The sequence below is a fragment of the Mycobacterium sp. SM3041 genome, assembly GCF_039668335.1.
In the GTDB taxonomy this organism is placed as follows: Bacteria; Actinomycetota; Actinomycetes; order Mycobacteriales; family Mycobacteriaceae; genus Mycobacterium.
The window spans coordinates 87974-112112 of record NZ_JAYXBQ010000054.1 but is presented as its reverse complement, the minus strand read 5'-3'; the positions used below and the strand labels follow the sequence as shown (position 1 = coordinate 112112).

The 24139-nt window shown below is 67.4% G+C and carries 28 protein-coding genes and 1 tRNA gene; 14 read left to right on the top strand and 15 right to left on the bottom strand.

Going from position 1 to position 24139, the window contains the following annotated elements:
• Positions 1-183: 183 nt before the first annotated feature.
• Entirely contained in the window at positions 184-1041 is an 858-nt protein-coding gene (gene rsmI / locus VXD91_RS19515; protein ID WP_346416154.1) for a 16S rRNA (cytidine(1402)-2'-O)-methyltransferase, read from the bottom strand.
• 24 nt (positions 1042-1065) lie between these two features.
• Between rsmI and VXD91_RS19510 the strand changes: the two genes are divergently transcribed.
• The gene (locus VXD91_RS19510) at positions 1066-2604 is read left to right on the top strand and encodes a phospholipid carrier-dependent glycosyltransferase (protein ID WP_346416153.1); all 1539 of its coding nucleotides are present in this window, start codon (positions 1066-1068) and stop codon (positions 2602-2604) included.
• A gap of 101 nt (positions 2605-2705) precedes the next feature.
• Positions 2706-3317: an alpha-ketoglutarate-dependent dioxygenase AlkB gene (locus VXD91_RS19505; protein WP_346416152.1), complete on the top strand. Its 612-nt coding sequence runs from the start codon at positions 2706-2708 to the stop codon at positions 3315-3317.
• On the opposite strand, the gene VXD91_RS19500 is transcribed toward VXD91_RS19505, so the two are convergent.
• Both VXD91_RS19500 and VXD91_RS19495 read right to left on the bottom strand, forming a co-directional pair.
• On the bottom strand, positions 3318-3989 hold the full coding sequence (locus tag VXD91_RS19500; RefSeq protein ID WP_346416151.1) for a DUF5642 family protein: 672 nt from the start codon (positions 3987-3989) through the stop codon (positions 3318-3320).
• Between the two features lie 10 nt (positions 3990-3999).
• A complete protein-coding gene (locus VXD91_RS19495; RefSeq protein WP_346416150.1) occupies positions 4000-4674 on the bottom strand; it encodes a DUF5642 family protein in 675 nt (224 codons plus the stop codon).
• A gap of 148 nt (positions 4675-4822) precedes the next feature.
• Between VXD91_RS19495 and VXD91_RS19490 the strand changes: the two genes are divergently transcribed.
• Entirely contained in the window at positions 4823-5515 is a 693-nt protein-coding gene (locus tag VXD91_RS19490; protein ID WP_346416149.1) for an LpqN/LpqT family lipoprotein, read from the top strand.
• A gap of 11 nt (positions 5516-5526) precedes the next feature.
• Here VXD91_RS19490 and VXD91_RS19485 read toward each other — a convergent pair whose 3' ends face one another.
• Together VXD91_RS19485 and VXD91_RS19480 are read right to left on the bottom strand one after the other, a co-directional pair.
• Positions 5527-6363 carry a shikimate 5-dehydrogenase gene (locus VXD91_RS19485; RefSeq protein WP_346416148.1) on the bottom strand — a complete coding sequence of 279 codons (837 nt, stop codon included), beginning with the start codon at positions 6361-6363 and terminating at the stop codon, positions 5527-5529.
• The gene (locus tag VXD91_RS19480) at positions 6363-7394 is read right to left on the bottom strand and encodes a GNAT family N-acetyltransferase (protein ID WP_346416147.1); all 1032 of its coding nucleotides are present in this window, start codon (positions 7392-7394) and stop codon (positions 6363-6365) included. Before VXD91_RS19480 ends, VXD91_RS19485 begins: the two co-directional genes overlap by 1 nt.
• 115 nt (positions 7395-7509) lie before the next feature.
• Between VXD91_RS19480 and VXD91_RS19475 the strand changes: the two genes are divergently transcribed.
• From VXD91_RS19475 to VXD91_RS19450, 6 genes are all read left to right on the top strand, one after another.
• On the top strand, positions 7510-7761 hold the full coding sequence (locus VXD91_RS19475) for a type B 50S ribosomal protein L31 (RefSeq protein WP_029121474.1): 252 nt from the start codon (positions 7510-7512) through the stop codon (positions 7759-7761).
• Positions 7758-8120, top strand: a complete 363-nt coding sequence (locus tag VXD91_RS19470) for a WhiB family transcriptional regulator (protein ID WP_346416146.1) — start codon at positions 7758-7760, stop codon at positions 8118-8120. Before VXD91_RS19475 ends, VXD91_RS19470 begins: the two co-directional genes overlap by 4 nt.
• 56 nt (positions 8121-8176) lie before the next feature.
• Complete coding sequence (locus VXD91_RS19465; protein WP_346416145.1) at positions 8177-9091, top strand: lysophospholipid acyltransferase family protein; 915 nt, start codon at positions 8177-8179, stop codon at positions 9089-9091.
• An 87-nt stretch (positions 9092-9178) separates the two neighbouring features.
• A complete protein-coding gene (locus VXD91_RS19460; RefSeq protein ID WP_318986741.1) occupies positions 9179-9976 on the top strand; it encodes an enoyl-CoA hydratase/isomerase family protein in 798 nt (265 codons plus the stop codon).
• Between the two features lie 14 nt (positions 9977-9990).
• On the top strand, positions 9991-11238 hold the full coding sequence (locus VXD91_RS19455; protein ID WP_346416144.1) for a DUF4010 domain-containing protein: 1248 nt from the start codon (positions 9991-9993) through the stop codon (positions 11236-11238).
• Between the two features lie 119 nt (positions 11239-11357).
• Positions 11358-11618, top strand: a complete 261-nt coding sequence (locus VXD91_RS19450; protein ID WP_318986743.1) for an SHOCT domain-containing protein — start codon at positions 11358-11360, stop codon at positions 11616-11618.
• Between the two features lie 22 nt (positions 11619-11640).
• Here VXD91_RS19450 and hchA read toward each other — a convergent pair whose 3' ends face one another.
• Positions 11641-12510: a glyoxalase III HchA gene (hchA, locus tag VXD91_RS19445; RefSeq protein WP_346416143.1), complete on the bottom strand. Its 870-nt coding sequence runs from the start codon at positions 12508-12510 to the stop codon at positions 11641-11643.
• A 102-nt stretch (positions 12511-12612) separates the two neighbouring features.
• Positions 12613-13908 (bottom strand): cytochrome P450, encoded by a 1296-nt coding sequence (locus VXD91_RS19440; RefSeq protein ID WP_346416142.1) that lies wholly within the window; start codon positions 13906-13908, stop codon positions 12613-12615.
• Positions 13909-14126: 218 nt separating this feature from the next.
• Between VXD91_RS19440 and VXD91_RS19435 the strand changes: the two genes are divergently transcribed.
• A complete protein-coding gene (locus tag VXD91_RS19435; RefSeq protein ID WP_318986746.1) occupies positions 14127-14696 on the top strand; it encodes a helix-turn-helix domain-containing protein in 570 nt (189 codons plus the stop codon).
• A 15-nt stretch (positions 14697-14711) separates the two neighbouring features.
• On the opposite strand, the gene VXD91_RS19430 is transcribed toward VXD91_RS19435, so the two are convergent.
• From VXD91_RS19430 to VXD91_RS19410, 5 genes are all read right to left on the bottom strand, one after another.
• Positions 14712-14784: transfer RNA gene (locus VXD91_RS19430), tRNA-Ala, on the bottom strand.
• 50 nt (positions 14785-14834) lie between these two features.
• Entirely contained in the window at positions 14835-16037 is a 1203-nt protein-coding gene (glpR, locus tag VXD91_RS19425) for a gephyrin-like molybdotransferase receptor GlpR (protein ID WP_346416141.1), read from the bottom strand.
• Between the two features lie 194 nt (positions 16038-16231).
• Entirely contained in the window at positions 16232-16885 is a 654-nt protein-coding gene (locus VXD91_RS19420; protein WP_138248061.1) for a GNAT family protein, read from the bottom strand.
• Between the two features lie 3 nt (positions 16886-16888).
• Entirely contained in the window at positions 16889-18127 is a 1239-nt protein-coding gene (glp, locus tag VXD91_RS19415; protein WP_138248060.1) for a gephyrin-like molybdotransferase Glp, read from the bottom strand.
• Between the two features lie 86 nt (positions 18128-18213).
• Entirely contained in the window at positions 18214-19104 is an 891-nt protein-coding gene (locus VXD91_RS19410) for a UTP--glucose-1-phosphate uridylyltransferase (RefSeq protein WP_346416182.1), read from the bottom strand.
• A 159-nt stretch (positions 19105-19263) separates the two neighbouring features.
• Here VXD91_RS19410 and VXD91_RS19405 point away from each other — a divergent pair, with 159 nt between their 5' ends.
• The 4 genes from VXD91_RS19405 to mscL all read left to right on the top strand — a co-directional run bounded on the left by VXD91_RS19405 (position 19264) and on the right by mscL (position 21671).
• The gene (locus VXD91_RS19405) at positions 19264-19836 is read left to right on the top strand and encodes a 5-formyltetrahydrofolate cyclo-ligase (protein WP_138248059.1); all 573 of its coding nucleotides are present in this window, start codon (positions 19264-19266) and stop codon (positions 19834-19836) included.
• 267 nt (positions 19837-20103) lie between these two features.
• Positions 20104-20412 carry an FmdB family zinc ribbon protein gene (locus VXD91_RS19400; protein ID WP_138248058.1) on the top strand — a complete coding sequence of 103 codons (309 nt, stop codon included), beginning with the start codon at positions 20104-20106 and terminating at the stop codon, positions 20410-20412.
• 63 nt (positions 20413-20475) lie between these two features.
• Entirely contained in the window at positions 20476-21141 is a 666-nt protein-coding gene (locus tag VXD91_RS19395) for an SAF domain-containing protein (protein ID WP_138248057.1), read from the top strand.
• A gap of 140 nt (positions 21142-21281) precedes the next feature.
• Positions 21282-21671, top strand: a complete 390-nt coding sequence (gene mscL / locus VXD91_RS19390) for a large-conductance mechanosensitive channel protein MscL (protein ID WP_138248056.1) — start codon at positions 21282-21284, stop codon at positions 21669-21671.
• A gap of 65 nt (positions 21672-21736) precedes the next feature.
• Here the strand turns inward: mscL and VXD91_RS19385 are convergent, their stop codons facing one another.
• The 3 genes from VXD91_RS19385 to VXD91_RS19375 form a co-directional block, all read right to left on the bottom strand.
• Entirely contained in the window at positions 21737-22375 is a 639-nt protein-coding gene (locus VXD91_RS19385; protein WP_346416140.1) for an MspA family porin, read from the bottom strand.
• 153 nt (positions 22376-22528) lie between these two features.
• Entirely contained in the window at positions 22529-23170 is a 642-nt protein-coding gene (locus VXD91_RS19380) for an MspA family porin (RefSeq protein ID WP_346416139.1), read from the bottom strand.
• Between the two features lie 162 nt (positions 23171-23332).
• The gene (locus tag VXD91_RS19375) at positions 23333-23974 is read right to left on the bottom strand and encodes an MspA family porin (RefSeq protein WP_346416138.1); all 642 of its coding nucleotides are present in this window, start codon (positions 23972-23974) and stop codon (positions 23333-23335) included.
• Between the last annotated feature and the right edge of the window lie 165 nt (positions 23975-24139).

Genomic DNA, 24139 nt, shown 5'->3' with positions numbered 1-24139 from the left:
TGACTGGGATCCGAGGCCTTAGTGCGACCTAAGCGAGTCGGGTCGGTTCACGCGGAGATTGGCGGCGAATTTCGTGATCGCCTGCGAAGCATCGCAGGCGATCGCCCGCGTGGCGCATCCCAGGCCCGCACCGGCCGGACAGTCGACCCACAGAAAACGTCAGCGGAGCCTTTTTCAACACTTTTATGTCTCACGGGCCTTCAGGACCGCGTCGTAGAGCTCGCGCCGGGACGGCGCGCCGGGGTTCTCGGCGATCACTTGCGCGCAGGCATCTTTGACGCGCGCGCCGTCGTCGACCAGTTCCTGAACCAGCGCGACCAAGCTGTCGATGTCCGCCACCGGCGTCGCCCCCGCCAGCACCACGGTGATCTCGCCGAGCACGCCGTCGGCGGCCCACTCGGCCAGTTCCGCGAGGCTGCCCCGGCGAATTTCCTCGTGGGTCTTGGTCAGCTCACGGCACACCACCGCGCGCCGGTCCGGCCCCAGCACGGTCACCGCCTCGGCCAGGGTCTCGGCCAGCCGGCGCGGTGACTCGAAGAACACACACGTCCGGCGCTCGGTCGCGAAGCCGGCCAGCCACGCCGCCCGGCCCTTGCGCGGCGCGAAACCCTCGAAGCAGAACCGGTCCGACGCCAGCCCGGACACCGCCAGCGCCGTCGTCACCGCCGACGGGCCCGGCAGACACGACACCGGCAGCCCGGCCCCGGCGCACGCCGCCACCAGCCGGTACCCGGGATCGCTGATCAACGGCATGCCGGCGTCGCTGACCACCAGCACGGTCTCCCCCGCGGCGATCGATTCGACAAGCCCCGCGACCCGGGATGCCTCGTTCTGGTCGAAGAAACTCACGACGCGCCCGGCGGGCCGGACATCCAGCGACGCGGCCAACGCGCGCACCCTCCGGGTGTCCTCGGCGGCGATCACATCGGCGGTGCTGAGCGCCTCGATGAGGCGGGCCGACGCGTCACCGGGCTGGCCCAATGGAGTCGCCGCGAGCAGCAGCCGACCAGCGCCGGCGAGCGGACCAAGTGCTGATGTCACACGGGACAGCCTAAGCTCGCTGACGTGACCGCCCCCGCCCTCGACGCCTCCGACGCCGAGCGCGAGGTCCCCGTGATCAGTCCGGCGCCACTGACGCCTGCCGCCGATTTCGGCCCGACCGACCGGCTGCGTGGCTGGACCATGACCGCGGTGATCACCGCGCTGGCCGTCATCACCCGGTTCCTGAACCTGGGCTCGCCGACCGACGCGGGCACCCCGATCTTCGACGAGAAGCACTACGCGCCGCAGGCCTGGCAGGTGCTGCACAACAACGGCGTCGAGGACAACCCCGGCTACGGCCTGGTGGTGCACCCGCCGGTCGCCAAACAGCTGATGGCCATCGGCGAGTGGATCTTCGGATACAACGGCGTCGGCTGGCGGTTCTCCGGCGCGGTGTGCGGCGTCATCCTGGTGCTGCTGGTGGCGCGGATCGTGCGGCGCATGACGCGCTCGACGCTGCTGGGCGGCATCGCCGGGCTGCTGATCATCGCCGACGGCGTCAGCTTCGTCTCGGCCCGCACCGCGCTGCTCGACGTCTACCAGGCCGTATTCATCGTGGCGGCGTTCGGCGCCCTCATCGTGGACCGCGACCAGGTGCGCGCCCGGATGCACGTCGCGATGGCCGAAGGCCGGATCACCGAGGCACCGTGGGGGCCGCGGCTCGGCGTGCGGTGGTGGCGGTTCGGCGCCGGCGTGCTGCTGGGGCTCGCGCTCGCGGTGAAGTGGTCGGGCCTGTATTACATGGTGTTCTTCGGCCTGATGACGGTCGCGTTCGACATTGCGGCCCGGCGGGCGTACCGCGTGCAGCGGCCCTGGGTGGGGACGCTGCGCCGCGACGTCGTGCCGGGAATGTGGGCGCTGACGCTGATCCCGGTGGGGGTGTACCTGGCGTCGTACGCGCCGTGGTTCGCCTCGGAGACCGCGATCGACCGGCACATGGAAGGCCGGAACATCGGCGACGGGCCGTTCGCGACGCTGCGCTCGCTCTGGTACTACACGCACGACGTCTACCGCTTCCATTCCGGCCTGACCAACGCCGCGGGCAATCACCACCCGTGGGAATCCAAGCCGTGGACGTGGCCGATGTCGCTGCGGCCGGTGCTGTACGCCATCGACAACAACAATGTGCCGGGCTGCGGCGCGCAGTCGTGCGTCAAGGCCGTCATGCTGGCCGGCACGCCGGCCATGTGGTTCATCGCGGTGCCGGTGCTGGCCTGGGCGGTGTGGCGGACGTTCGTCAAACGCGACTGGCGGTACGCCGCCGCGCTCACCGGCTACGCCGCGGGTTACCTGCCGTGGTTCGCCGACATCGACCGGCAGATGTACTTCTTCTACGCCACACCCATGGCGCCGTTCCTGATCATCCTGATCACGCTGATCCTCGGCGACATCCTGTATCCGAGATCGACGGAACCGGAACGACGAACACTCGGGCTGCTGGTCGTGTGCTTCTACGTGGCGCTGGTGATCACCAACTTCGCGTGGATGTACCCGATCCTGACCGGCCTGCCGATCTCGCCGTCGACCTGGAACATGGAGATCGTGCTGCCCTCCTGGCGTTGATCCTGCGTCTAGGGCGCAAGAGTGCGAGTGGCGAACGCCGCCACCGCGGAGTCAACGGAACGGTTCCGACACATCGAACGCCTGTGCGATAGGATCGCGGGGTGTCCTTGGCGGTTCAGGGTTCGCTGTTCGACCATGCCGAACGGCGCTGGCTCGGCGACGGCGCCTGGGTCGACGTCCGCGCCGGCTGGCTGACGGGCGCCGACACGCTTTTCGACGAGCTGCTGACGGCGATTCCCTGGCGCGCCGAGCAGCGCCAGATGTACGACAAGGTGCTCGACGTGCCGCGGCTCGTCAGCTTCCATGACCTCGCGCAGGAACGGGCGCCGCATCCCGGGCTGGCGCGGCTGCGGGTGCGCCTCAACGACGCCTACGCCCACGAACTCGGCGAGCCGTTCACCACGGTGGGCCTGTGCTTGTACCGCGACGGCAATGACAGCGTCGCATGGCACGGCGACACCATCGGGCGCAGCAGCACCGAGGACACCATGGTCGCGGTGCTGAGCCTCGGGGCGACAAGGGTTTTCGCGCTGCGTCCCCGCAACACGGGCGCAGACGGCAGACGCACCAGCGTCCGGCTGCCCCAGGTCCACGGCGACCTGCTGGTGATGGGCGGGTCCTGCCAGCGCACCTGGGAGCACGCGGTGCCCAAGACCGCACGGCCCACAGGGCCGCGGATCAGCATTCAGTTCCGGCCGCGCAACGTGCGGTAGTTACTGCCCGCGCACCGCGGCGACCGACTTGGTCAGCAGCTCCGTCGCCTTCTGGGTGTTCACCGGCACGACGGGTTTGTCCGGCGCGACGAGCGAGTTGGCGGTGACGATCACCAGGAATCTGCCGAAACCGGCGACGTAGTTGTACAGCTGGCCGGAGGCCGGCTTGCCGCCCGCCATCGTCTCGAGGATGCGGTGGGTACCCAGCGTCTTCACCTCGTCGATGGGCGGGGCCGGCACCTCTTCGACCAGGCCCCGCACCCCGGCGCCGGAGAAGGCGACCTTCTTGCAGCCGTCACCGGGATCGGCCGGCGCGATCGGTTCGGACGTCTCGACCGCCAGGATGACGTACCGGTTGCCCTGCCCTTCGGCGGTGACAGCGGTCATGTTGCCCTTGGCACCTGGGGAGACGGCCATGCCGGAGGCGAATTTCGCGCAGTCCGGCGGCTCGAATTTCAGGCCCGGCGGCAGCGTCTGCGGGGCGAACGCGCGCGGGTCGATGCCTGTCGGCGCGACCGTCTTGACCTGGTAGTCCGGCCCGAAAGTGCCCTTCAGATCAAGGATTTTGGTGATGTCGGGGTCAGCGACCACCGCCGGGGAGTGGGACGTGCATGCCGCCACCAGACCGACCAGCCCGACCCGGCCGGCCACCGCGAGCACCGTTCTGCGCATTGTGGCGAATCTACCGGGCCAATCCATCTGCGGCCGGGATGCCCCGCACCGACCGCACCGCCGCGTCCAACAATGTCGCCGGGAGCTCGGCGGGCAACGGCGGCGCGACGGCCCCCGGGTCGGTCACCATGGTCACCGAAACCGCCAGCGCGTCGACGTACGCGATCAGAGTCGTTGCCTGCGAATGGGTTTGCGCACCGTTCTCGACGCTGGTGGTGATGTGCGCCGTCAGGCCCAACGTCTTGGCGTCGGCGATCTGCGGAGCGTCGACGAGGTCGACGGCAGCGTGCGCACGGCCGGTGCTCAATGACCAGGCGTGACAGTCGCCGACGAGTTCGCGCGCCGGGGCGGCGGCCGGCGCCGCGGTCGCGTACACGATGCCGCCGGGTCCCGATGCCGACCAGCCCCGCACGCCGTCTGCCGGCGCGGCCACCAGGACCGCGCAGTCCGGTGGGTCGGCCGCCGACCCGGCGGACATGCCCCAGAACGTCGTCGGGGCGGCCGGTGCCGGCAACGCAGCGAACTCGTAGCCCTGCAGATCCTTGGGCAGGTGTTGGCGCATCCGGCCGATCGCGGCCGGGTCGGCGGGTTTCCCGGCCGCCGGGGTGGTCGGCCGCGTGGGCGGGGTCGTCGACCCACACGCCGCACACAGCAGCACCGCTGCCGACCACGCGAGTACGCGCATTTGCTGTTGATAGCACGGCGAACGCGTCGACCCCGGCCGATGTCCGGCGCCACGCCGATGCGACTTTTGCGGACACGACGTTCCACCGCAAGCTCGCGCATCCGGCTTCGTCCGCCCCGTAGTCTGCAACCGACGACAGGAGACGGAAATGTTGCCGATGAGGGTTGCCGGCGTTGCGCTGGCCGTGACTGTGACTGCGCTGGGCGCGAGTGCCTGCAACTCGGACTCGAAACCGGCGCCGTCGTCGACGTCCAGCAGTGCCGCGAGCACCAGCGCGGCGGCCGCACCGACTTCTGCGGCACCCAGCGCACCGGCGGTTCCGAAGAAGACCATCCGGGACTACCTGCACGAGAAGAACATCACCGAGCAGCAGCTGCACCCCGGCGATCCCGGCGCCCCGACGCTGACCATGCCGCTCCCCCAGGGCTGGGTGGACGCCGGTCCGCTGACACCGAAATGGGCCTGGAGCGCAAGCAAATTCGACGACCCGGCGATGAAGGCCGACCCGCCGACCATCATCGTGCTGATCTCGAAGTTGCCCGGCGCCAATGCCGACGAGGTACTGCAGTACGCACCCGGCGAGCTGCAGAACCTGCACAACTGGCAGGATGCCGGCACCAACTGCGAGGCGATGCTCGCGGGGTTCAAGGCGTGTCAGGTCGGCGGTATGTACAGCCAGGACGGTAAGGACCGGCTGATGGCACAGAAGACGGCGGCCATCCCGACCAAGGACGGCGTGATCGTGCTGCAGATCAACGCCAGCGGCACCAAGGAGACCATCGCGCCGCTGATGGATGCGACGTCGTCGATCGACAAATCGCTGAAGATCACCGTGCCCTGACGGGCCTGAACTCAGGCGAGGGAGAACGCCGATGCCGCGGCCACCTGCTCGGCCGTCGGCCGGACCCCGGTGTACCGCTCGAACTGTTCGGCGGCCTGCAGGGCGATGACCTCGGCGCCGGTGATCACCGGGATCCCGGCCGCGCGCGCCGCGCGCACCAGCGGCGTTTCCGATGGCAGGGCCACCACGTCGAAAACGTTGCGCGCCTTGGCAACAACCTCCGGCGCGAACGACAGGTCGTCGGCTTCGGCGCCACCAGCCATCCCGATGGGGGTGACGTTGACGACGATGTCCGCGCCACCTGACGCGTCGGCCGTGTAGCGGTACCCCAGCCGGTCGGCCAGCCGGCCGCCGGTCTCAGGGTTGCGTGCGACGATGGTGCCCGCCTCGAATCCCTTGTCCCGGAACGCTGCCGCCACCGCGCTGGCCATGCCGCCGCTGCCGCGGATGAGCAGCGACGCGCCCGGATCGAGGCCGTGCTCGTCGATGAGCCGGGCGATGGCGAGGTAGTCGGTGTTGCAGGCCGTCAGCCGGCCCGCGTCATTGACGATCGTGTTGACCGAATTGATCACGCGCGCCGACTCTTCCAGCTCGTCGACGAGCGCGATGACGTCTTCTTTGAACGGCATGGACACCGAGCAGCCGCGGATGCCCAGGGCCCGGACGCCGCCGATCGCCGCGGCGATGTCGGTCGTGGTGAAGGCCTTGTAGACGAAATCCAGGCCCAGCTCGTCGTAGAGGTAGTTGTGAAAGCGCGTGCCGATGTTGCTGGGCCGGGCAGCCAGCGAGATGCACACCGCGGTGTCCTTGTTCAGCAGCGGACGCCGGGAGTACAACGATTCCGCCATCAGCCGACCGCCTTGATCACTTGCTGCGCCAGGGTGTGGATCTCTTGATACTGCTTGGGCGACAACGACAATTGGTCGGGTTTCGGGACGTCGAATTCGGTGACGATCATGTTGCGGTCGTCGCGCTCCCAGGTGGCGCCGTAGTGCTCGAGGATCTTGCGCATCGGAAAGTTGTCGGACAGCACCCGCGCCGCGAATCGCTCGATGCCGGAGCCCCGCGCGGCCGGCACCAGCGCGTCCATCAGGAAGGTACCGATGCCCCGGCCCTGATAGTCGTCACCGACCATGAAGGCAACCTCGGCGACGGTCGGGTTCTCGTGCAGCCGAACGAATCTGGCGTCGGCGACCATCGGCCCGTCGGGCCCGTCGATGCCGTCGGTCAGCACCCACACGAAGTGGTCGACGTAGTCGACCTCGAAGAGGTAGGCCATCAGCGCGGGGCTGGGCTGGTAGGCCGTCTGGAACCGGCGATAGATGGTCTCGGTCGAGAAACGGACGGGCCCCTGGCGCACGCGCGGGTTGTCGCCGGGCAGCACGGGCCGCAAGTACATCTGGCTGCCGTCGCTCAGCTTCACCGGGAGCGGCGTGATGAACTCCGCGAGCCGCTGCCGCGCCGTACGCACCAGCCGCTCGGCCATACAGGGCACGTCGAGCATCGCGGTCAGCGCGTCGTGCCCACCGACCCACCCGGTCAGCGGTTCGGTGACCAGCACGGTGGCGTTGCGCGTGCCACCCCGCAACAGGGCGATCTCACCGACGATCAGGCCCGGGCCGATGTTGTGGACGATGAGTTCGCCGTCGGGGGCGGCATGCGTCACCCGGACGCTGCCGGCGCTGATCAGGATGAACGACGACGCAACTTCGCCCTGCGTCATCAGCACCTTGCCCGGTTCGGCGGTCAGCGGCCTCAGCAGGGGCGCCAGCCGGTCGAGGTCCTCCCGACGGCAGCTCGCGAAGAACCCCAACGAGGCCAGTTCATCCGTCGTCGCTTCCGGCACGGAAGGAAACGTTACCGGCGGACGGCACGGCATGTGGTGCCGTTGGGACTCCCCCTATTGAAAACAATTTTCGACAAGCTCTCCGGTCTCGGGTATCGTCGGCCGCGCGTTAATGAAAACGATTTTCACTTAACTGACGGAGGTTCCCATGAAGGCCGGCATCCACCCCGACTACCACCCCGTCGTCTTCCAGGACGCCACCACCGGACGCACGTTCCTGACCCGCTCCACCGCCACGAGCTCCCGGACCATCGAATGGCAGACCGCCGACGGCGTCCGCACGTACCCGCTGATCGTGGTCGATGTCACCTCAGACTCCCACCCGGTATGGACCGGCAAGCGGCAGATTCTGGACACCGCGGGTCGCGTCGAGAAGTTCAACCGCAAGTACGGTCGATGACCTTGGCGCGGGTATCCCCTTGCCGCACCGACTCATTCATCTCCCCGCCGCGTATCACCCGGCATCGGCCGCGGCCCGGGTCCCACACCCGGGGCGCGGCGACCACCGCGGCCTGGGACTGGCAACTGCATGCCCGTTGCCGCGGGTTGCCGGCCGAGGTCTTCTACACCGGCGATGACGATCGCGGCGCCCGCCGGGTCGCGCACGAAGAACACGCCAAACAGATCTGCCACCGCTGCCCAGTGCTGCGCGAGTGCCTCGGCCATGCCATGGAAGCCGATGAGCCCTACGGCATCTGGGGCGCCACAACCCCGAAGGAGCGCGCCGCGTTGCGAAGTTCACAGCCTTTTATTAGCTGATCTATCAAAACTCTCGGTACCTTGGTGTCAACATCACGACACCGACGGGAGCACCGATGGGATTCGGACCGCCACAGGGCCGGCCGACCGTCACCGACGACGAGATCACTGCCATCATGGACCCGCCGCAGCGCGTCCGCACCCTGCGAAATGTGTTGGACGCCACCGGCGATGCCCTCGAGCCATTGATCGACCTGTATCGACCGTACGTCACCGGACTCGACCGGCTGCCGCGCGACGGCCGTTTTCTGTTGGTGGGCAACCACACCGCGTTCGGCTTCGCCGAGATTCTGTTGATGCCGTACTACACCCGGCGCGAGCTCGGAGTGCAGGTACGCCCGCTCGCGGAGCGGGGCCTGGCACAGGCCAAGGGCTTCGGCGGTGATCTGGTCGCCGCGTACGGCGGCGTGGTCGGCCATCCCGACACCGCTCGAGAGCTGATGCGGCACAACGAGACCGTGCTGGTCTTCCCCGGCGGCGGACGCGAGATGCCCAAGTTCAAGGGCGAGGAGTACCAGCTGAAATGGGACGGGCGAAGCGGATTCGCCCGAGTGGCCATCGAGAGCGGGTACCCGATCGTGCCGGTCGGCCTCGTCGGCAGCGACGATGTCTACGAGCCCCTCTTCGAGCGCGACAGCACCCTGGGCCGGCTCAGTCAGACCATCGGCGAGCGGTTGGGCGGACGGTCCGACATGGCGATGCCCCTGGTGCGGGGCATCGGCCCGACGCTGATCCCCCGCCCGCAGCGCATGTACCTGGAGTTCGGCGAGCCGATCAGCACCACGGCGCCGACCAGCACGACCGACCACGGCCGGTGGGTGGAGACGGTCAAGACCACGACTCAGCAAGCGCTGGAACAGATCTTGGCCGACCTGCAGGAAGTCCGAGCCCGCGATCCGTACCGCAGCCTGAATCCCCTGGCCTGGTCCCGGGCCGCCCAGCCGCCCGAGGCCGCCGTCCGCGTGGGCTGACCACGGCGGCGGTCGGGAGACCGTAACGTGGGTTGCCGTCGGGCGCACAGCTGCAGGCACCCGCATGCGGCAGAAAGGCTTCGCGAGATGGCATTCATCGACTACCAGCAGTTGTCCCTGACGCGCCACGACAACGGCGTCCTGCTGATCACCCTCGACCGGCCGGAGAAGTACAACGCCGCCGACGAGGACATGCACGCCGAGCTGGCCAACATCTGGAAGGACGTCGCGGCCGATCCGGACACTCGGGTGGCCGTGATCACCGGCGCGGGAAAGGCATTCAGCGCCGGCGGGGATCTGGCGATGGTCGAACGCATGGCGGGCGACTACGACCGCGTCTCGCACATGCTCGGCGAGATGAGCGACCTGGTCTACAACATGATCAATTGCGACAAACCGATCGTGTCGGCCATCAACGGCGTCGCGGTCGGCGCAGGCGCCGTCGCCGCGCTGCTGGCCGATGTGGCGATCATCGCCGAGGACGCCAAGATCGGCGACGGCCACGTCAAACTCGGGGTCGCCGCGGGCGACCACGCCGCGATCATCTGGCCACTGCTGGCCGGAACCGCCAAGGCGAAGTACTACCTGATGACGGGCGAGATGATCGACGGCGTCGAGGCCGAGCGGATCGGCATGGTCGCCAAAGCGCTTCCCCGCGAACAGGTTCTGGAGGAAGCGCTGCGCGTGGCCGACGTGCTGGCCACCGGCGCCCAGCAGGCGATCCGGTTGACCAAGCGCGCGCTCAACAACTGGCTCCGCAACGCCGGCCCGATCTTCGACCAGTCCGCGGCCTACGAGATGCTGACGTTCCTCGGGCCGGATGTGGTCGAGGGGTACACGGCGTTGCGCGAGAAGCGCCCGCCACAGTTCCCGTCGGCGCGTTAACCCCAGGAACCGACATGGGCTGGCAGCAGATCGAACCCTTCCTCGTAGCGCTCGCCATCGGGCTGCTGCTCGGCCTGGAGCGCGAGCGAAGTCACACACGCAAACTGCCTGCCGGCTCGCGCTCATTCGCGCTGCTGTCTTTGACCGGTGCAGTCGCAGCGGGTTTCGGTCAGTGGGTCATCGTCGTCGGATTTCTCGGCGTCGGCGCGCTGATCACGCTGGCCTACTTCCGAACCAGTGCGGAAGACCCGGGAACCACCACAGCGACAGCGGCGCTCGTCGCGTATCTCCTTGGCGCCCTTGCCTACTCCCGGCCGGCACTCGCGGTGGCCCTCGCCGTCGTCGTCGCAGGGCTGCTCGTCTCGAAGAACCGCATCCACCGATTCGCCCGCGACATCATGACCGAGGTCGAGCTGGAAGACGCGATCAAATTTCTGGTCGTCGCATTCGTGATCCTGCCGCTGCTGCCGGATCGTGGCCTCGGACCGTACGGCGTCCTGAATCCGGAGAAGGTCTGGCTCCTCGTCGTACTGCTGACCGGCATCGGCTGGGTGGGCTACATCGGCGTTCGAGCGCTCGGACCCGAACGCGGACTGCTGATCACCGGCATCGCCGGTGGATTCGTCTCGGCGACCGCGACAACGGCATCCATGGCGCGGCTCAGCCGCACGACACCGAGCGTGCGCGCGCCCCTGGCCAGCGCCCTGCTGGCCAGCCTGGCCACCTTCGTCCAGCTGCTCATCGTGATCGCAGTGGTGGATGCCCAAGTGCTCCAGCGTCTGTGGCCACCCGTGGCTGCCGGCGCGGCGGTGCTGGTGGTGATCGCCGCCGTCGTCTACCGCCGAGCGGGTCTCCCCGAAGGCGACCCGTCACCAGGTCAGGACACCGGCGCGAAAGCCGCAAGCCGTCCGTTCGCGCTACGTCCGGCGTTGATCCTCGCCGCCGTACTCACCCTGGCACTGCTTGTCGGGCGGTGGGGTGCCGATGTGCTCGGCTCTGGCGGCACCGTGCTCGCCGCGTTCGCCGCTGGCCTGGCGGACGCGCACGCCGGCGCGGTGGCCGCTGCCAGCCTGGCCGCCAAGGGCGATATCTCGGTCGATACCGCGCTGCTCGCGGTGGCGGCCGCACTGGGCTCCAACCTGATCGTGAAAACCGTGCTGGCGTTCACCGCGGGCGGTCGTCGGTTCGGGCTCCGGTTTCTGGTCGGGATGACGCCGCCCGCCGTGGTGTTCGGAGTCGTACTGGCCGTGACTATGGCCTGATGGCGCATCCGGGCCGGCCGCCGGTGCCGAAAGTCCCACCATCGCTGTCCTTTTGGCACCACCGGGGAGCTGCTCCGCGGCGGAACAATGGTCCACAGCAGCGGAAGGAGCAGCAGATCATGATGTTCTGGTACGGCAACGACATGGGCGGATGGGGTTACGCCGGCATGGCAATCGGGATGTTCCTGTTCTGGGCGCTGGTGCTCGGCGGCATCGTCGCGCTGATCCGCGTCGCCGGTGGCGACCAGAGGTTCGGCTACTCCGGCCCCGGCGAACCCGACGCTCGACAGATACTCGCCGCGCGATTCGCACACGGTGACATCACGGAAACGGAGTACCGCGAAAGGCTCGCTGTACTCCGCGAGCACGCGAGAACGTGACGCCGCCCGGCCAACAGCAGCTCTATGCAGACACCGCTTCGACCAACGCGTCCGCCGCGAGCAGCCCCAGGTTGTTCGACGCCAGCGGACTATCGCCGGTGAGCAAGCGTCGGTCCTGATGAACCTGCCCGGTCATCTGGTCATTGACGACCTTGAGACCCTGGCCTTCCAGGGCCTCCCCGATGAAGAGCCGCAGCCCGCCGGGGATGTAGCCCATCTCCTTGTTGGGCCCCTTGTCGAGGGCATCGGGGAAGACGCAGATGCTGTAGCCCTTGAACGGCGACCCCTCCTTCCCGATCGCGGCCGCCAGCAGGGCGGCCGGCCCGTGACAGAGCGTGATGACGAACTTGTCGTTCTCCAGTGCCCAGTTGAGGACCTGCCCGACCTCGGGGCTGAACGGGATACCGACCTCGGCACCGTGGCCACCCGGGATGAACACCGCCAGATAGTCGGAATCGGGCCCCAGCCTGTCGGCGATCACCTCGCGAAGGCTCAGCGGCTCCTTGAGTTTGGGCTTGAGGTCTTCGTACGTCTTGAGCACCGCGTCGTCCTTGCGGGGCATGGCCCACAGCTCCAACTTCGCCGGGTTCCCGGTGATGGTGGCGACGTCGACGTCGAAGCCCGCGGCCACCAGGTGATGCAACGGCAGCAGCATCTCCACGGGGTGGTTGCCGGTGGAGAACATGGTGCCGTTGTCCATCAGCAGATAGCGCTCGTCGGTGGCGATCATCAGCACCTTCCACCGCCCGCCGGTATAGGCGCCGGCGTGTTTGACGCCGCCGAAATCTGTTCTGTCCGAGGTGTATTGACTCAACGAGTACGCCGACGGGAAGAAGGCGTTGTCCTCAGCCGGGTCGGGTGTCGGGGACTTGCTCAATTCGGATTCGCTCACGAGATGTCCTGACCTTGTCGGGGACTGCGACGACCTAAGCCAGCCTACGAAGTTCCCGGTGATCGCGAAACCGTCGATATTCTCCGAAACAGTGGCACCGTGTCAGCGGTGCAGAACCACCGGGAGCCGCGTGGGTCCGCGCAGCGAACTGTTGGTCGACCACGTCGGCGGTCCCGCGATGGTCAGTCGCGAAACCCGGTTGACGAGCTCACGCAGAACAGCATGCGCTTCCATCCGAGCCAGCGGCGCGCCCAGACACAGGTGTGCCCCGAAACCGAAACCGACGTGGGTCCGTGGGTTTCGGTCCGTGCGGAAAACGTCGGGGTCATCGAATGCGAGTGGATCGCGGTTCGCGGCGCCGAAGGACAGTAGGACCCGCGAGCCGGTCGGAATGGTGACTTCGCCGACCCGGTAGGGCGCGCGGGTGTAGCGGTAGAGGTTCTGAATGGGACTGGTGTACCGGATGTGTTCCTCGACGGCCTGCGGGATCAGGTCCGGATCGGCCCGGATCATGTCGTACTGATCCGGGTGCTGCGCGTAGGTGTGAAGCATCCCGCCCAGCAGATTGGTGGTCGTCTCGTTGCCGGCGATCAGCAGCAGGATGGCGATCTGGAACAGCGCCTCGTCCGACAACGCGCCGTCGGAGCTGTGGGCGAGCAGGCGCCCGAGCACGGTGTCCGAGCCCTTCAGTTCTCCTGTCGCGAGATGCCGTAAGAAGTAACGGCGTAATGCCATTGCGGCACGCATCGACTTCGCGGCGTCGACCAGCCCGGGGACCGTCGGGGTGAAGTTGATCAGCCGGGTGCTCTCGTCGGACCACCGGCGAAATTCGGCGATGTCACGCGCGGGGACGCCGAGCAGCGCGGCGATGACCCGCAGCGGCAGCGGGACGGTCAGCCGCTGTACGGCGTCCTCGCCCGGGGCGGCGATCAGCTCGTCGACGAGTTCCGCAGCGAGCCCGTCGATGGTGCTGCGCCAGCTGTCCAGAGCGCCTTTCGTGAATGCCGGCTGCACCTGCTTGCGCAGTCGGCTGTGCTGTTCGCCATCGGTCACCACAACGAGGTCGGCGACCATCCGAATCCGGGTCACCCCTTGGCTGCTGGTGACCTGGTCGGTGTCGCGCAGGGCCGCACGGACGTCGTCGAGCCGGTGGAGAATCCACGTCGACCGCTGCGGGCTGTAGTGCACCCGTCCACCCCGGTGCAGGGCCGCGTATGCCGCGTGTGGTTGGGCGGCCGTCTGCGGGTCCAGCGGGTCGTAGTCGGTGTTGATGGCGCCGGTCCAGCCTCGGTATCCGAGCCGGCGCGCGCGCACCGCCGCGGCGATGTTCAGTTGGCCGGCGGCCAGCAGCGGGGAGAGCACCGAGGTGGTGCCACGTACCGCCTGGGCGACTGTCATGTCAGCGGACCTTCCTGGTTGCCACGCGATCAGCGTCCGTGCCGGCCACCGCGGTGGTCAATGCGTCTCGCCCATGTTGATGGACGTAGCCGCAGCTCGGCGGCGGTTGTCGGACGCGAGCCGATTCCCGACCAGGCAATACCAGTGAGATAGAAGCCGCTGAATGTCTCAAGGTGATAGAACGGATTCTGCTTCTATCGCAACAGGAGGCCGACGACATGCCCCGACATGACTGGGTCCTCGGCACCGACCGCAACGCCGAGGCGCTCGCCCGCATTCTCTCGGCAGCCTCAGAACTCGTGTCCCGCAAGGGGTTCGAAGCGTTCACGGTCGAAGCCGTGGCCGCCGAACTGCACTGTTCCCCGGCGACCGTCTATCGCCGTACGGGCGGCAAGGCCGCGATCCTCGAGCGACTCGTATCGCTCTTCGCCCAACGAATCGTCGGCGCCATTCGCGAGGCCATCACCGGCCTGGAAGGTACCGAGCGTGTCGTGGCCGCCATCGTCGTCGCCTTGGACTGTATGCGGGCCGAACCGCTGGGAAAGCTCATCATGGGAGACATCCGGCCCGATCACGACAGCGGGACCGTGACCGCGTCGCCACTGGTGGGAAAGTTCGCCGCCGAGATGATCGGGAGCGACGACCCGTTGGCGGCACAATGGCTGATCCGCGTGACATTCGCGCTGTGGTACTGGCCGCTCAAGGACAAACAGTCCGAATACGAGCTTGTGAGGCGCTTCGCCGGTCCGTCGGTGACCCTGGGACTGGGCGAAGCCACGCCCACCTGAACTACTCAATCTCTGTGGAGCTAAGGGGAATCGAACCCCTGACCTTCTCGATGCGAACGAGACGCGCTACCAACTGCGCTATAGCCCCTTGTACCGGAAGCAAAGGCTACCAGTACCGGTCCGCCACATAAAAACCGGTTACTGCCCGGCCGCTCGGGGCAGGTCATAGTCGCGTGCCATCCGGGCATATTCCAGGTGCTCGAAGATCGGATCCTCGTCGTCGATGTCCAGCACTACGGCGCCTGGCCGCCGCAGCCTAGAAGGGACGACATCGAACTCCTCGTCCTGCGTGTTCTCCACGCCGTGCCGGGACCGCATCATCCGCTGGGCACGACGGCGCCGCAGCTGTTCCTCGATGCGGGTCTGCCGGCGCAGGTACGCCAGGTACAGCACGGAGATGACGCTGACCGTGCCGCACACCCACCACAGGCTCGACGACAGCGAGAAGGCGGCGATGCCGGAGAACAGGATCGCCAGCGCCATCCCGGACAGCATCCGGCTGCGGAAGCGGTACTTGCGTTCGGCGGCCGCGACGGCGGCCTTCGATTCGTAGCGGACGCGGCGCGCCTTGGACATCGAGTCGGCCAGCTTCGGCTCGGCCTCGGAGGGTGCCTCGACGCCCGAGGTGTCGTCGACGTACTCGTAGTCGTGGTCGGTGCCGTCCTCGGCTTCGGCAGCCGGCTCGGCCGCGGGCTCGGGAGCCGCCTCGGCCTGTTCCTCGTCGACCGCGACGGCCTCGTGCACGTCGGTGGTCGGCTCAGGCTCTGTCTCGGTCTCCACGTCGGGCTCGGCCGCCACCATCTCGTCCGTGAGCGCCTCCTCCGGGTCGAAGTCGGCCTCAGAGATGGTCCGGATCGCCATGGTCGGCGTCGCGATCTCATCGAAAAGTGTTGGCTGTTCGGCCGTTTCGGGCTCCGGAACGGCTTTCATGCGCCCAGAGGCGCCGATCGGCAACGCACCGGAGTCCATCTCGACGACCTCGACGTCGAGGTACTCCGATTCCTCGACGACGACGTGCTCGACGACCACCATCGAATGCGTCTTATCCGCTTCGGGGTCGGCGACCGGGATCGAGTCGGTGGTCGCATCGCTGCGCGCGAAGTCTTCTTCGAACGCGCTGAGATCGTCGTGCTTCCAATGCGGGTCGCTGTGGTGCCCTGCGGCGGGCCCACTGCGGCGTCGCAGCCGGCTGTTGCCGTTCGTGTTGAGCACGCGGGTCGCCAATGCGACATCGCTCGTCCGGCGGACGTTCTCGCGCTTGCTGATCAACATCGGCACCAACACGAACAACCACAACACGACGAGGGATATCCACAGTAGGGATTGGGGGATGCTTGGCATGTCGCCGGCTCCTTTCCCCATCAGATTAGGTCCGTGACCAGCGCATCCGAAGCCGACGCGCCAAGGTCAATTACACACCTGTAATTCGCTACTTACAAGCACATCAGTCACAGATGTCACATCTGCAACACAGTCCTATTTGCGATTTGTGCACGATTTGCCGCGCCCACCGCGGACTATCGTGCACAAATCCCTCAGACCCAGGTGGCTCGGCCCTCCCTGACCAGCGCCGATGATGCCGACTGCGCCATCTCTTCGACGGTCATGGCGACCAGCAGGTGGTCCCGCCAGGCGCCGTCGACTTCGAGGTACCGCTGCAGCAGCCCCTCCTCGCGGAACCCCACCCGCGCCAGGACCGACCGACTCGGACCGTTTTCCGGGCGGACGGTCGCCTCGATCCGGTGCAGTCCGACCGGCCCGAAGGCATGGTCGACGCCGAGCGCCAGCGCGGCCGTCGCGATCCCGCCGCCGGTGAACTGACGCGCCACCCAGTAGCCGATCCACGCCGACCGCAGCGCCCCGTGGGTCACGTTGCCGATGGTCAACTGCCCGCAGAACTCACCGTCCAACTCGATGACGTACGGCAGCATGCGGCCGCGCCGGGCTTCCGACCGCAACCCCGAACACAGCGCCGGCCAAGACGAAACAGCGTGGCGCGCAGTCCAATCCACCTCACCGACCGGCTCCCAGGGCTCCAGGTGGGCGCGGTCCGTCAGCCGCATCCGGCTCCACACCGCACCGTCGCGCAACCGCACCGGCCGCAATCGCACCACTCCGGCGCGCACGCGGATCGGGCCGACCGACAGCGGCCAGCCCGGATGCATCGCACTCGAACGCAACAGGTTCACGAATCAGCCGCGCTGCGCAAGAAAGGCCACATCGACCGATTCGCCCGTGCGAATCTGCTCGGCCTCGGTGGGCACGATCACCAGGCAGTTCGCCTCGGCGAGGGTGGCCAGCAGGTGCGACGCCCCCGGCGCCCCGCCCAGCGCCTGCACCAGATATTCGCCGGTGTCCTGATCACGCATGAGCTGCCCGCGCAGAAATCCCTTGCGCCCCACCACCGATGAGATGGGCGACAACGTCCGGGCCGGCACCACGCGCCGCATCGGCTGCCGCTTGCCCAGCGACATCCGGATCAACGGACGGACCATCACCTCGAAGACCACGAGCGCGCTCACCGGGTTCGCGGGCAGCAGGAAGACCGGGACGCCGTCACGCCCGAGCGTGCCGAAACCCTGCACCGATCCGGGGTGCATCGCGATCCGGGCGACCTCCATCTCCCCCAGCTCGGCGAGCACCGCGCGCACACCCTCGGCCGCCGCACCGCCGACAGCGCCCGCGATCACCACGACTTCCGACCGGCTCAGTTGGCCCTCGATCACATCGCGCAGGGTCTTGGGGTCGGCGTCGACGATGCCGACGCGGTTCACCTCGGCGCCGGCGTCGCGACCGGCGGCGGCCAACGCATAGGAGTTGACGTCATAGACCTGGCCGTTGCCGGGCGTGCGGGAGATGTCGACCAGCTCGCCGCCGACGGAGATGACCGTCAGCCGCGGCCGCGGGTGGACCAGCACGCGTTCGCGGCCCACGGCCGCCAGGAGCCCGACCTGGGCCGGCCCGATGATGGTGCCGGCACGCACCGCGACGTCGCCGGGCTGCACGTCGTCCCCGGTACGACGGACATAGGCGCCGGACCGCACCCCGCGCAGGACCCGCACGCGCGATTCGCCGCCATCCGTCCAGCGCAGCGGCAGCACCGCGTCGGCGAGCGTGGGCATCGGCGCACCGGTCTGCACCCGCGCGGCCTGACGCGGCTGCAGGCGGGTGGGAGTGCGTTCGCCGGCGGCGATGGTCGAGACCACGGGCAGCGTGACGTCGGCGTCGCCGCCGGAATCCGCGCCCATCACGTCGACGCTGCGCACGGCATAGCCGTCGATGGCGGCTTGATCGAATCCGGGCAGCGGGCGTTCGGTGACCACCTCTTCGGCGCACATCAGGCCCTGCGCTTCGGCTATCGCCACCCGCACCGGCCGCGGTGCCACCGCCGCAGCCGCAACCCGGGCCTGCTGGTCCTCAACCGAACGCACAGCTCGCCTTTCCGCATACCTCGCACACCGTGGCTGACCACATGCTCGCGCACGTGCGGGCCAACCGTACCGCCGGTGTCAGGCGCTCAGCGCTCGGCAAGACCCAATCGCTCGACCAACCAACGCCGCAATTCCGGGCCGTAGTCGTCGCGTTCCAACGCAAAGTCAACCGCAGCTTTAAGGTAGCCGCCGGGATTTCCCAGGTCGTGTCGGGACCCGCGGTGCACCACCACATGTACGGGGTGGCCGTCCTCGATGAGGAGCGCGATGGCATCCGTCAACTGGATCTCGCCGCCGACACCCTTCTGCACGCGCCGCAACGCGTCGAAGATGGCGCGGTCCAGGATGTACCGGCCGGCCGCGGCGAACGGCGACGGGGCGTCCTCGACCTTCGGCTTCTCCACCATGCCCTTGACGCGCAGCACATTCGGGTTGGCCGCGTCGGGTACCGTCTCGACGTCGAACACGCCGTAGGCGCTGATCTCGTCCTCGGGCACCTCGATGGCGCACAACACCGAGCCGCCGCGCTTGGCGCGCACCTTCGCCATGGTCTCGAGCACGCCGGTCGGCAGCACCAGATCGTCGGGCAGCAGGACCGCGATGGCGTCCTCGTCGGGCAGCAGCACCGGTTCGACGCAGCTGACGGCGTGGCCCAGGCCCAGCGGCTCGGCCTGCACGACCGACTCCACCTTGATCAATGCGGGTGCACGCCGCACCTTCTCGAGCATCACGTGCTTGCCGCGCGCCTCGAGCGTTCCTTCGAGGATGAGGTCCTCGACGAAATGCGCAACGACGCCGTCCTTGCCCTCCGAGGTCACGATGACCAGTCGCTCGCCGCCGGCGTCGGCAGCTTCCGCAGCAACCAGCTCGATGCCGGGGGTGTCGACGACCGGCAGCAACTCCTTGGGCACGGTCTTGGTGGCAGGCAGAAAACGCGTGCCCAGACCAGCCGCCGGGACCACCGCGGTACGCGGCATCGGCACTGAAGTCTGTGTCGTCATTGTTCACACGATAACGGCAATGCCTCGATCTGCCCTACCAAGGTGCACCTTCGAGGGGTCAGCGGCAACGCCGAAGTAGCCATTACCTGGACAGGTGTACAACACCGGGCGAGCAAATATGACACGGTGGTAACCGTGACCCCTGAGGGAAAGCGTGAGCTGCGCAGCGCCATCCTGAGTCGACGGCGCGCCCTGACTCCGGAGGAGAGGCGCGCGGACGCCGAAGCGCTGGCACGACATGCACCCGGATTGGTGGGGCCCGGGGTCGTGGTGTGCGCGTACGTCCCGATCGGCACCGAACCGGGTTCTCCGGCGATGCTGGACGCCCTGATCGACGCCGGTGCCCGGGTGTTGTTGCCGGTGACGCACCCCGACGCCCCGCTGAGCTGGGGCTGGTATCGCTCCGGGCATCTCACCAAGGCGTCGTTCGGCCTGCTCGAACCGGCGATGCCGCATCTGCCGCCCGATGCGATCCGGCAGGCCGGTGTGGTGCTGGTCCCTGCGCTCGGCGTCGACCGTACGGGCGTGCGCCTCGGCCGCGGCGCCGGCTTCTACGACCGGTCGCTGTCGCTGGCCGCGCCGGACGCGCTGCTCGTGGCGGTCGTGTACGACGACGATCTGCTGCCGGCGCTACCCGCCGAACCGCACGACATCGCGATGACGCACGCCCTGACCCCGCGGACGGGCCTCGTCACGCTGGGAGTTTGAACCTGCGGAAGACAATCAGTCCTTGCCGCAGGTACATCCCGATCCGCAGTTGCAGTTTTCGCAGGTGCAGTCCGGGTTGTCACAGCTGCCCTTGGTCATGATGCGAGTCATGCGCACAATGCTATGTGTCGCGCCGCCATCCCGGACGTGATTGCCCCCGCCACCAGGCCACCCGGCCTGTCGGCCGGGGAATGCCCGGCACCGAATAGCTGTTTTGGCACTTAAGCCGGTAGAGTGCTAACAAGTTTGACGACCTCGGAGGTTTACGTGCCGACCTATTCCTACGCGTGTACCGAGTGCGACAACCGGTTCGACGCGGTGCAGGCATTCAGCGATGACGCGCTGACCGAATGCCCGAAGTGCCACGGCCGGCTGCGCAAGCTGTTCGGTTCCGTCGGCGTGGTCTTCAAGGGCAGCGGCTTCTACCGCACCGACAACCGCGATTCGAAGAGCTCCAGCACCGCAGCCGCTCCCGCAAAGAGCGAGTCGAGCTCCAGCTCGTCGGACTCGTCTTCGTCGTCCTCGTCGAGCAGCAGCACGAAGTCGGCCGCACCGGCCGCCGCCGCGTCCAACTGAGTTATCCACAGGCCGGAAGCCTTCCGGCCTGTGTTTCCCGCACAGAATCCCTACCGTTACTGCATGGGGGATTCACTCGACGCGCCGTTGCTCGGCCGACTGACACAGAAGCTGCGGCCCGATTGGGCCAGGACCACCGCCGCGCGCCGCGTCGCCGCGGGAATGCTGGTGGTCCTCGCGGCCGTCATCGAATTTCGCCCCGACCCTGAGGACGGACAGGTCGCCGTCGTCGTCGCCAAGCACGACCTGTCCCCCGGCTCGGCCTTGACGGCCGACGACGTCGTCGTCGAATCCCGTTCCGCGCCAGGCATTCCCGACGGCGCACTGCGCGAATCCAGCGCCGTCGTGGGCTCGACGCTGGCCGCCCCAGCGCGACGCGGCGAGGTCATCACCGACGTGCGGATACTCGGTTCCCGGCTCACCGTCGCCGCCGCCGGGCCCGACGCGCGCATGGTGCCACTGCATCTGGCGGACGCCGCGCTCCCGGACCTGCTGCGCGCAGGCGACGTGGTCGACGTCCTGGCCGGACCGGAGAACGCCGGCACGACAGCCGATCAATCGCCGGCCGAGGTGATCGCCACCGCCGCGCGGGTGGTGCTGGTGTCCGAACGGCGCAAGTCACCGACGAGCGCCGACGAACGCGTCGTACTCGTCGCCCTGCCGCGGCACAGCGCCAACGCCGTCGCCGGCGCGGCTCTGCACCGGACCATCACCGTCACGCTGCACTGACCGGAGAATTTTCCCGCCGGCCGATTTCGATTTCGTCACCGGATCGCATCTGTTGCGATCGTGAGGCCGCCGCCTACTGCGCGACGCCCACGTCGGTCTTACCGTTCGTGGGTACAGGATGTATCACAGGGAGGCCAGTCATGTTCAAGGGCTTCAAGGCGTTTCTCATGCAAGGGAACATCGTCGACCTGGCGGTCGCGGTGGTCATCGGCGCCGCGTTCACCACGCTGGTGAAGTCGTTCACCGACCAGGTGATCCAGCCGCTGATCTCCAGCATCGGCGCCGGCGGCGACCACTCGTACGGTGTGCTGCGCATCCATCTGCTCGGCGACAACTACATGGACCTGAACGCCGTCCTGAGCGCGACCATCAACTTCGTCCTGGTCGCGGCCGTCATCTACTTCGTGATCGTGCTGCCGTACAGCCGGTTCCGCACCGTCACAGAAGAAGCAGTCAAGAAGGAAGTCGAACTGCTGACCGAGATCCGCGATCTGCTCACCACAAACAAGGACACCGGCAACAACCCGTAGTTCGACGTCGGCACCCCGGCCGGTGGCCGGGGACTTCGCCGTAGGCCGGCGCGAACCGGTCGGGTCTAGTTCATGTTCCAGGGTTCGCCGTACGTGGTCACCGAATCGCCGGTCTTGGCGACCAACCGTGCGAAGGGCCGGAGCATGACGCCGCCGGCCGCACCGGTCACGGTCCCGTGGGCATTCGAGACGGCGACCGAACCCGCGGGGCCCGATACGTTCACCGAAAACGTCGCGACTTCCTGGATACCCGGGCCGTTGCCCAGGTCCGCCGAGATCGACACACCCGGGAACAGGTTCGGCGTGATGATGCCGCCAAAGCCCTGACCGGTGAACGTCGCCGGAGTCACGTTGTCCAGCAGGATATTCGGCGTCTGGTAGCTGAAATTGATGCCGACACCCAGTGACCACGGGAAGCCGATCTGATAACCCAGCTCCAGCGCCCCGGCGAACTCGTCGCACCCGGCGCCATTGCAGTTGTACTTGGCCCGGCCCGAATGGAACCACTCACGGGTCAGCCGGTTGCGGTCAAGCGGGAACACGCCGTTGAGGAACGTGTCGCATTGCTGCACCGTCAGCGTCCGATCCTGGCCGTCGACCAGACTCAGCTCATTGTCCACACCGGCCTGCGACGTACCCGTTGCCAGGAACAACGACGCGACCACCACCAGCACTGCCACCAACACACGACCGAACGCCGTCATTTTCCCCACTCCCGGGCCTACTTTTCACTGTCAATGCCCGGCAAAACGACGGGGCGGCGTCGACGGACCTTTCGGTCTGTCAACGCCGCCCCAAAGTACGTCGTTGGCGCTCAGCAGACGAGCTGTGCGCTCCTACTCATACCCTTTTCAGGCCTAGTTCATATTCCAGGGTTCGCCGTAGGTGGTCACCGAGTCACCGGTCTTGGCGATCAGGCGAGCGAAGGGACGCAACAGCACGCCACCGGCCGCGCCGGTCACCGTGCCATGCGCGTTCGAGACCGCGACCGAGCCCGCCGGGCCCGACACGTCCACCGAGAACGTCGCAACTTCCTGAATACCCGGACCGTTGCCCAGGTCCGCCGAGATCGACACACCCGGGAACAGGTTCGGCGTGATGATGCCGCCACCACCGCCAGGGACCACGAAGGTGAACGGATTCACGTCATCCAACAGGATGTTCGGCGTGGTGTAGCTGAAGTTGATACCCACACCCAGCGACCACGGGAAACCGATCTGGTAACCCAGCTCCAGCGTCCCGGCGAACTCGTCGCAACCCTTGCCGGCGCAGTTGTACTTGGCCCGGCCCGAATGGAACCACTCACGCGTCAGCCGGTTGCGGTCAAGCGGAAACACACCATTGAGGAACGTGTCCCACTGCTGCACCGTCAACGTCCGATCCTGGCCATCGACCAAGCTCAGCTCATTATCGAGACCCGCATGGGACGTCCCCGCGCCGAGGAAAAGCGACGAAACCGCCGCAACCGTCGCTACCAGCACCCGACTGAATGCCTTCATGGTCCCCACTTTCTGGGCTTGATGATGTTCCATATGAAGTTCGCTGCAGACACAGGGCGGCGTCGACAAGACCAGTTGGTCTGGTCTGTCGACGCCGCCCCGAATGCGTCGTCGGCGCCTAGCATAAGGCCTAGGCGTGCTCGGCTCTCACCTAGTTCATAACTAGTTCATGTTCCAGGGTTCGCCGTAGGTGGTGACGCTATCACCGGTCTTGGCGATCAGGCGGGCGAACGGCCGCAGCAGCACGCCACCGGCCGCGCCGGTCACGGTGCCGTGGGCGTTCGAGACGGCGACGGAACCGGCCGGACCGGACACGTCCACCGAGAACGTCGCAACTTCCTGAATACCCGGACCGTTGCCCAGGTCCGCCGAGATCGACACACCCGGGAACAGGTTCGGCGTGATGATGCCGCCACCACCGCCGAGCGTGTTGAAGGTGAACGGATTCACGTCATCCAGCAGGATGTTCGGCGTGGTGTAGCTGAAGTTGATACCCACACCCAGCGACCACGGGAAACCGATCTGGTAGCCCAGCTCCAAGGTCCCCGCGAACTCGTCGCAACCCTTGCCGGCGCAGTTGTACTTGGCCCGGCCCGAATGGAACCACTCACGCGTCAGCCGGTTGCGGTCAAGCGGGAACACACCGTTGAGGAACGTGTCCCACTGCTGCACCGTCAGCGTCCGATCCTGGCCGTCGACCAGACTCAGCTCGTTGTCCAGACCCGCATGGGACGTACCCGCCCCGAAAAACAGCGACGCCAGCGCCGCTACCAGTGCTACCAGCACCCGACTGAATGCCTTCATATTCTCCCTAGCTCAGTAGGCGGTGCCAGCAAGCTGACCGCGCGACCGTTGCAAGAACTCCATTTACGCCCTCAGGCGAACTTCAAATGTCGCTCTTACCTTTTGCTCATCGTTGACACGAGGAAGATATCGGCGTACACACCGTCCGGCAATGCGAACGGCATA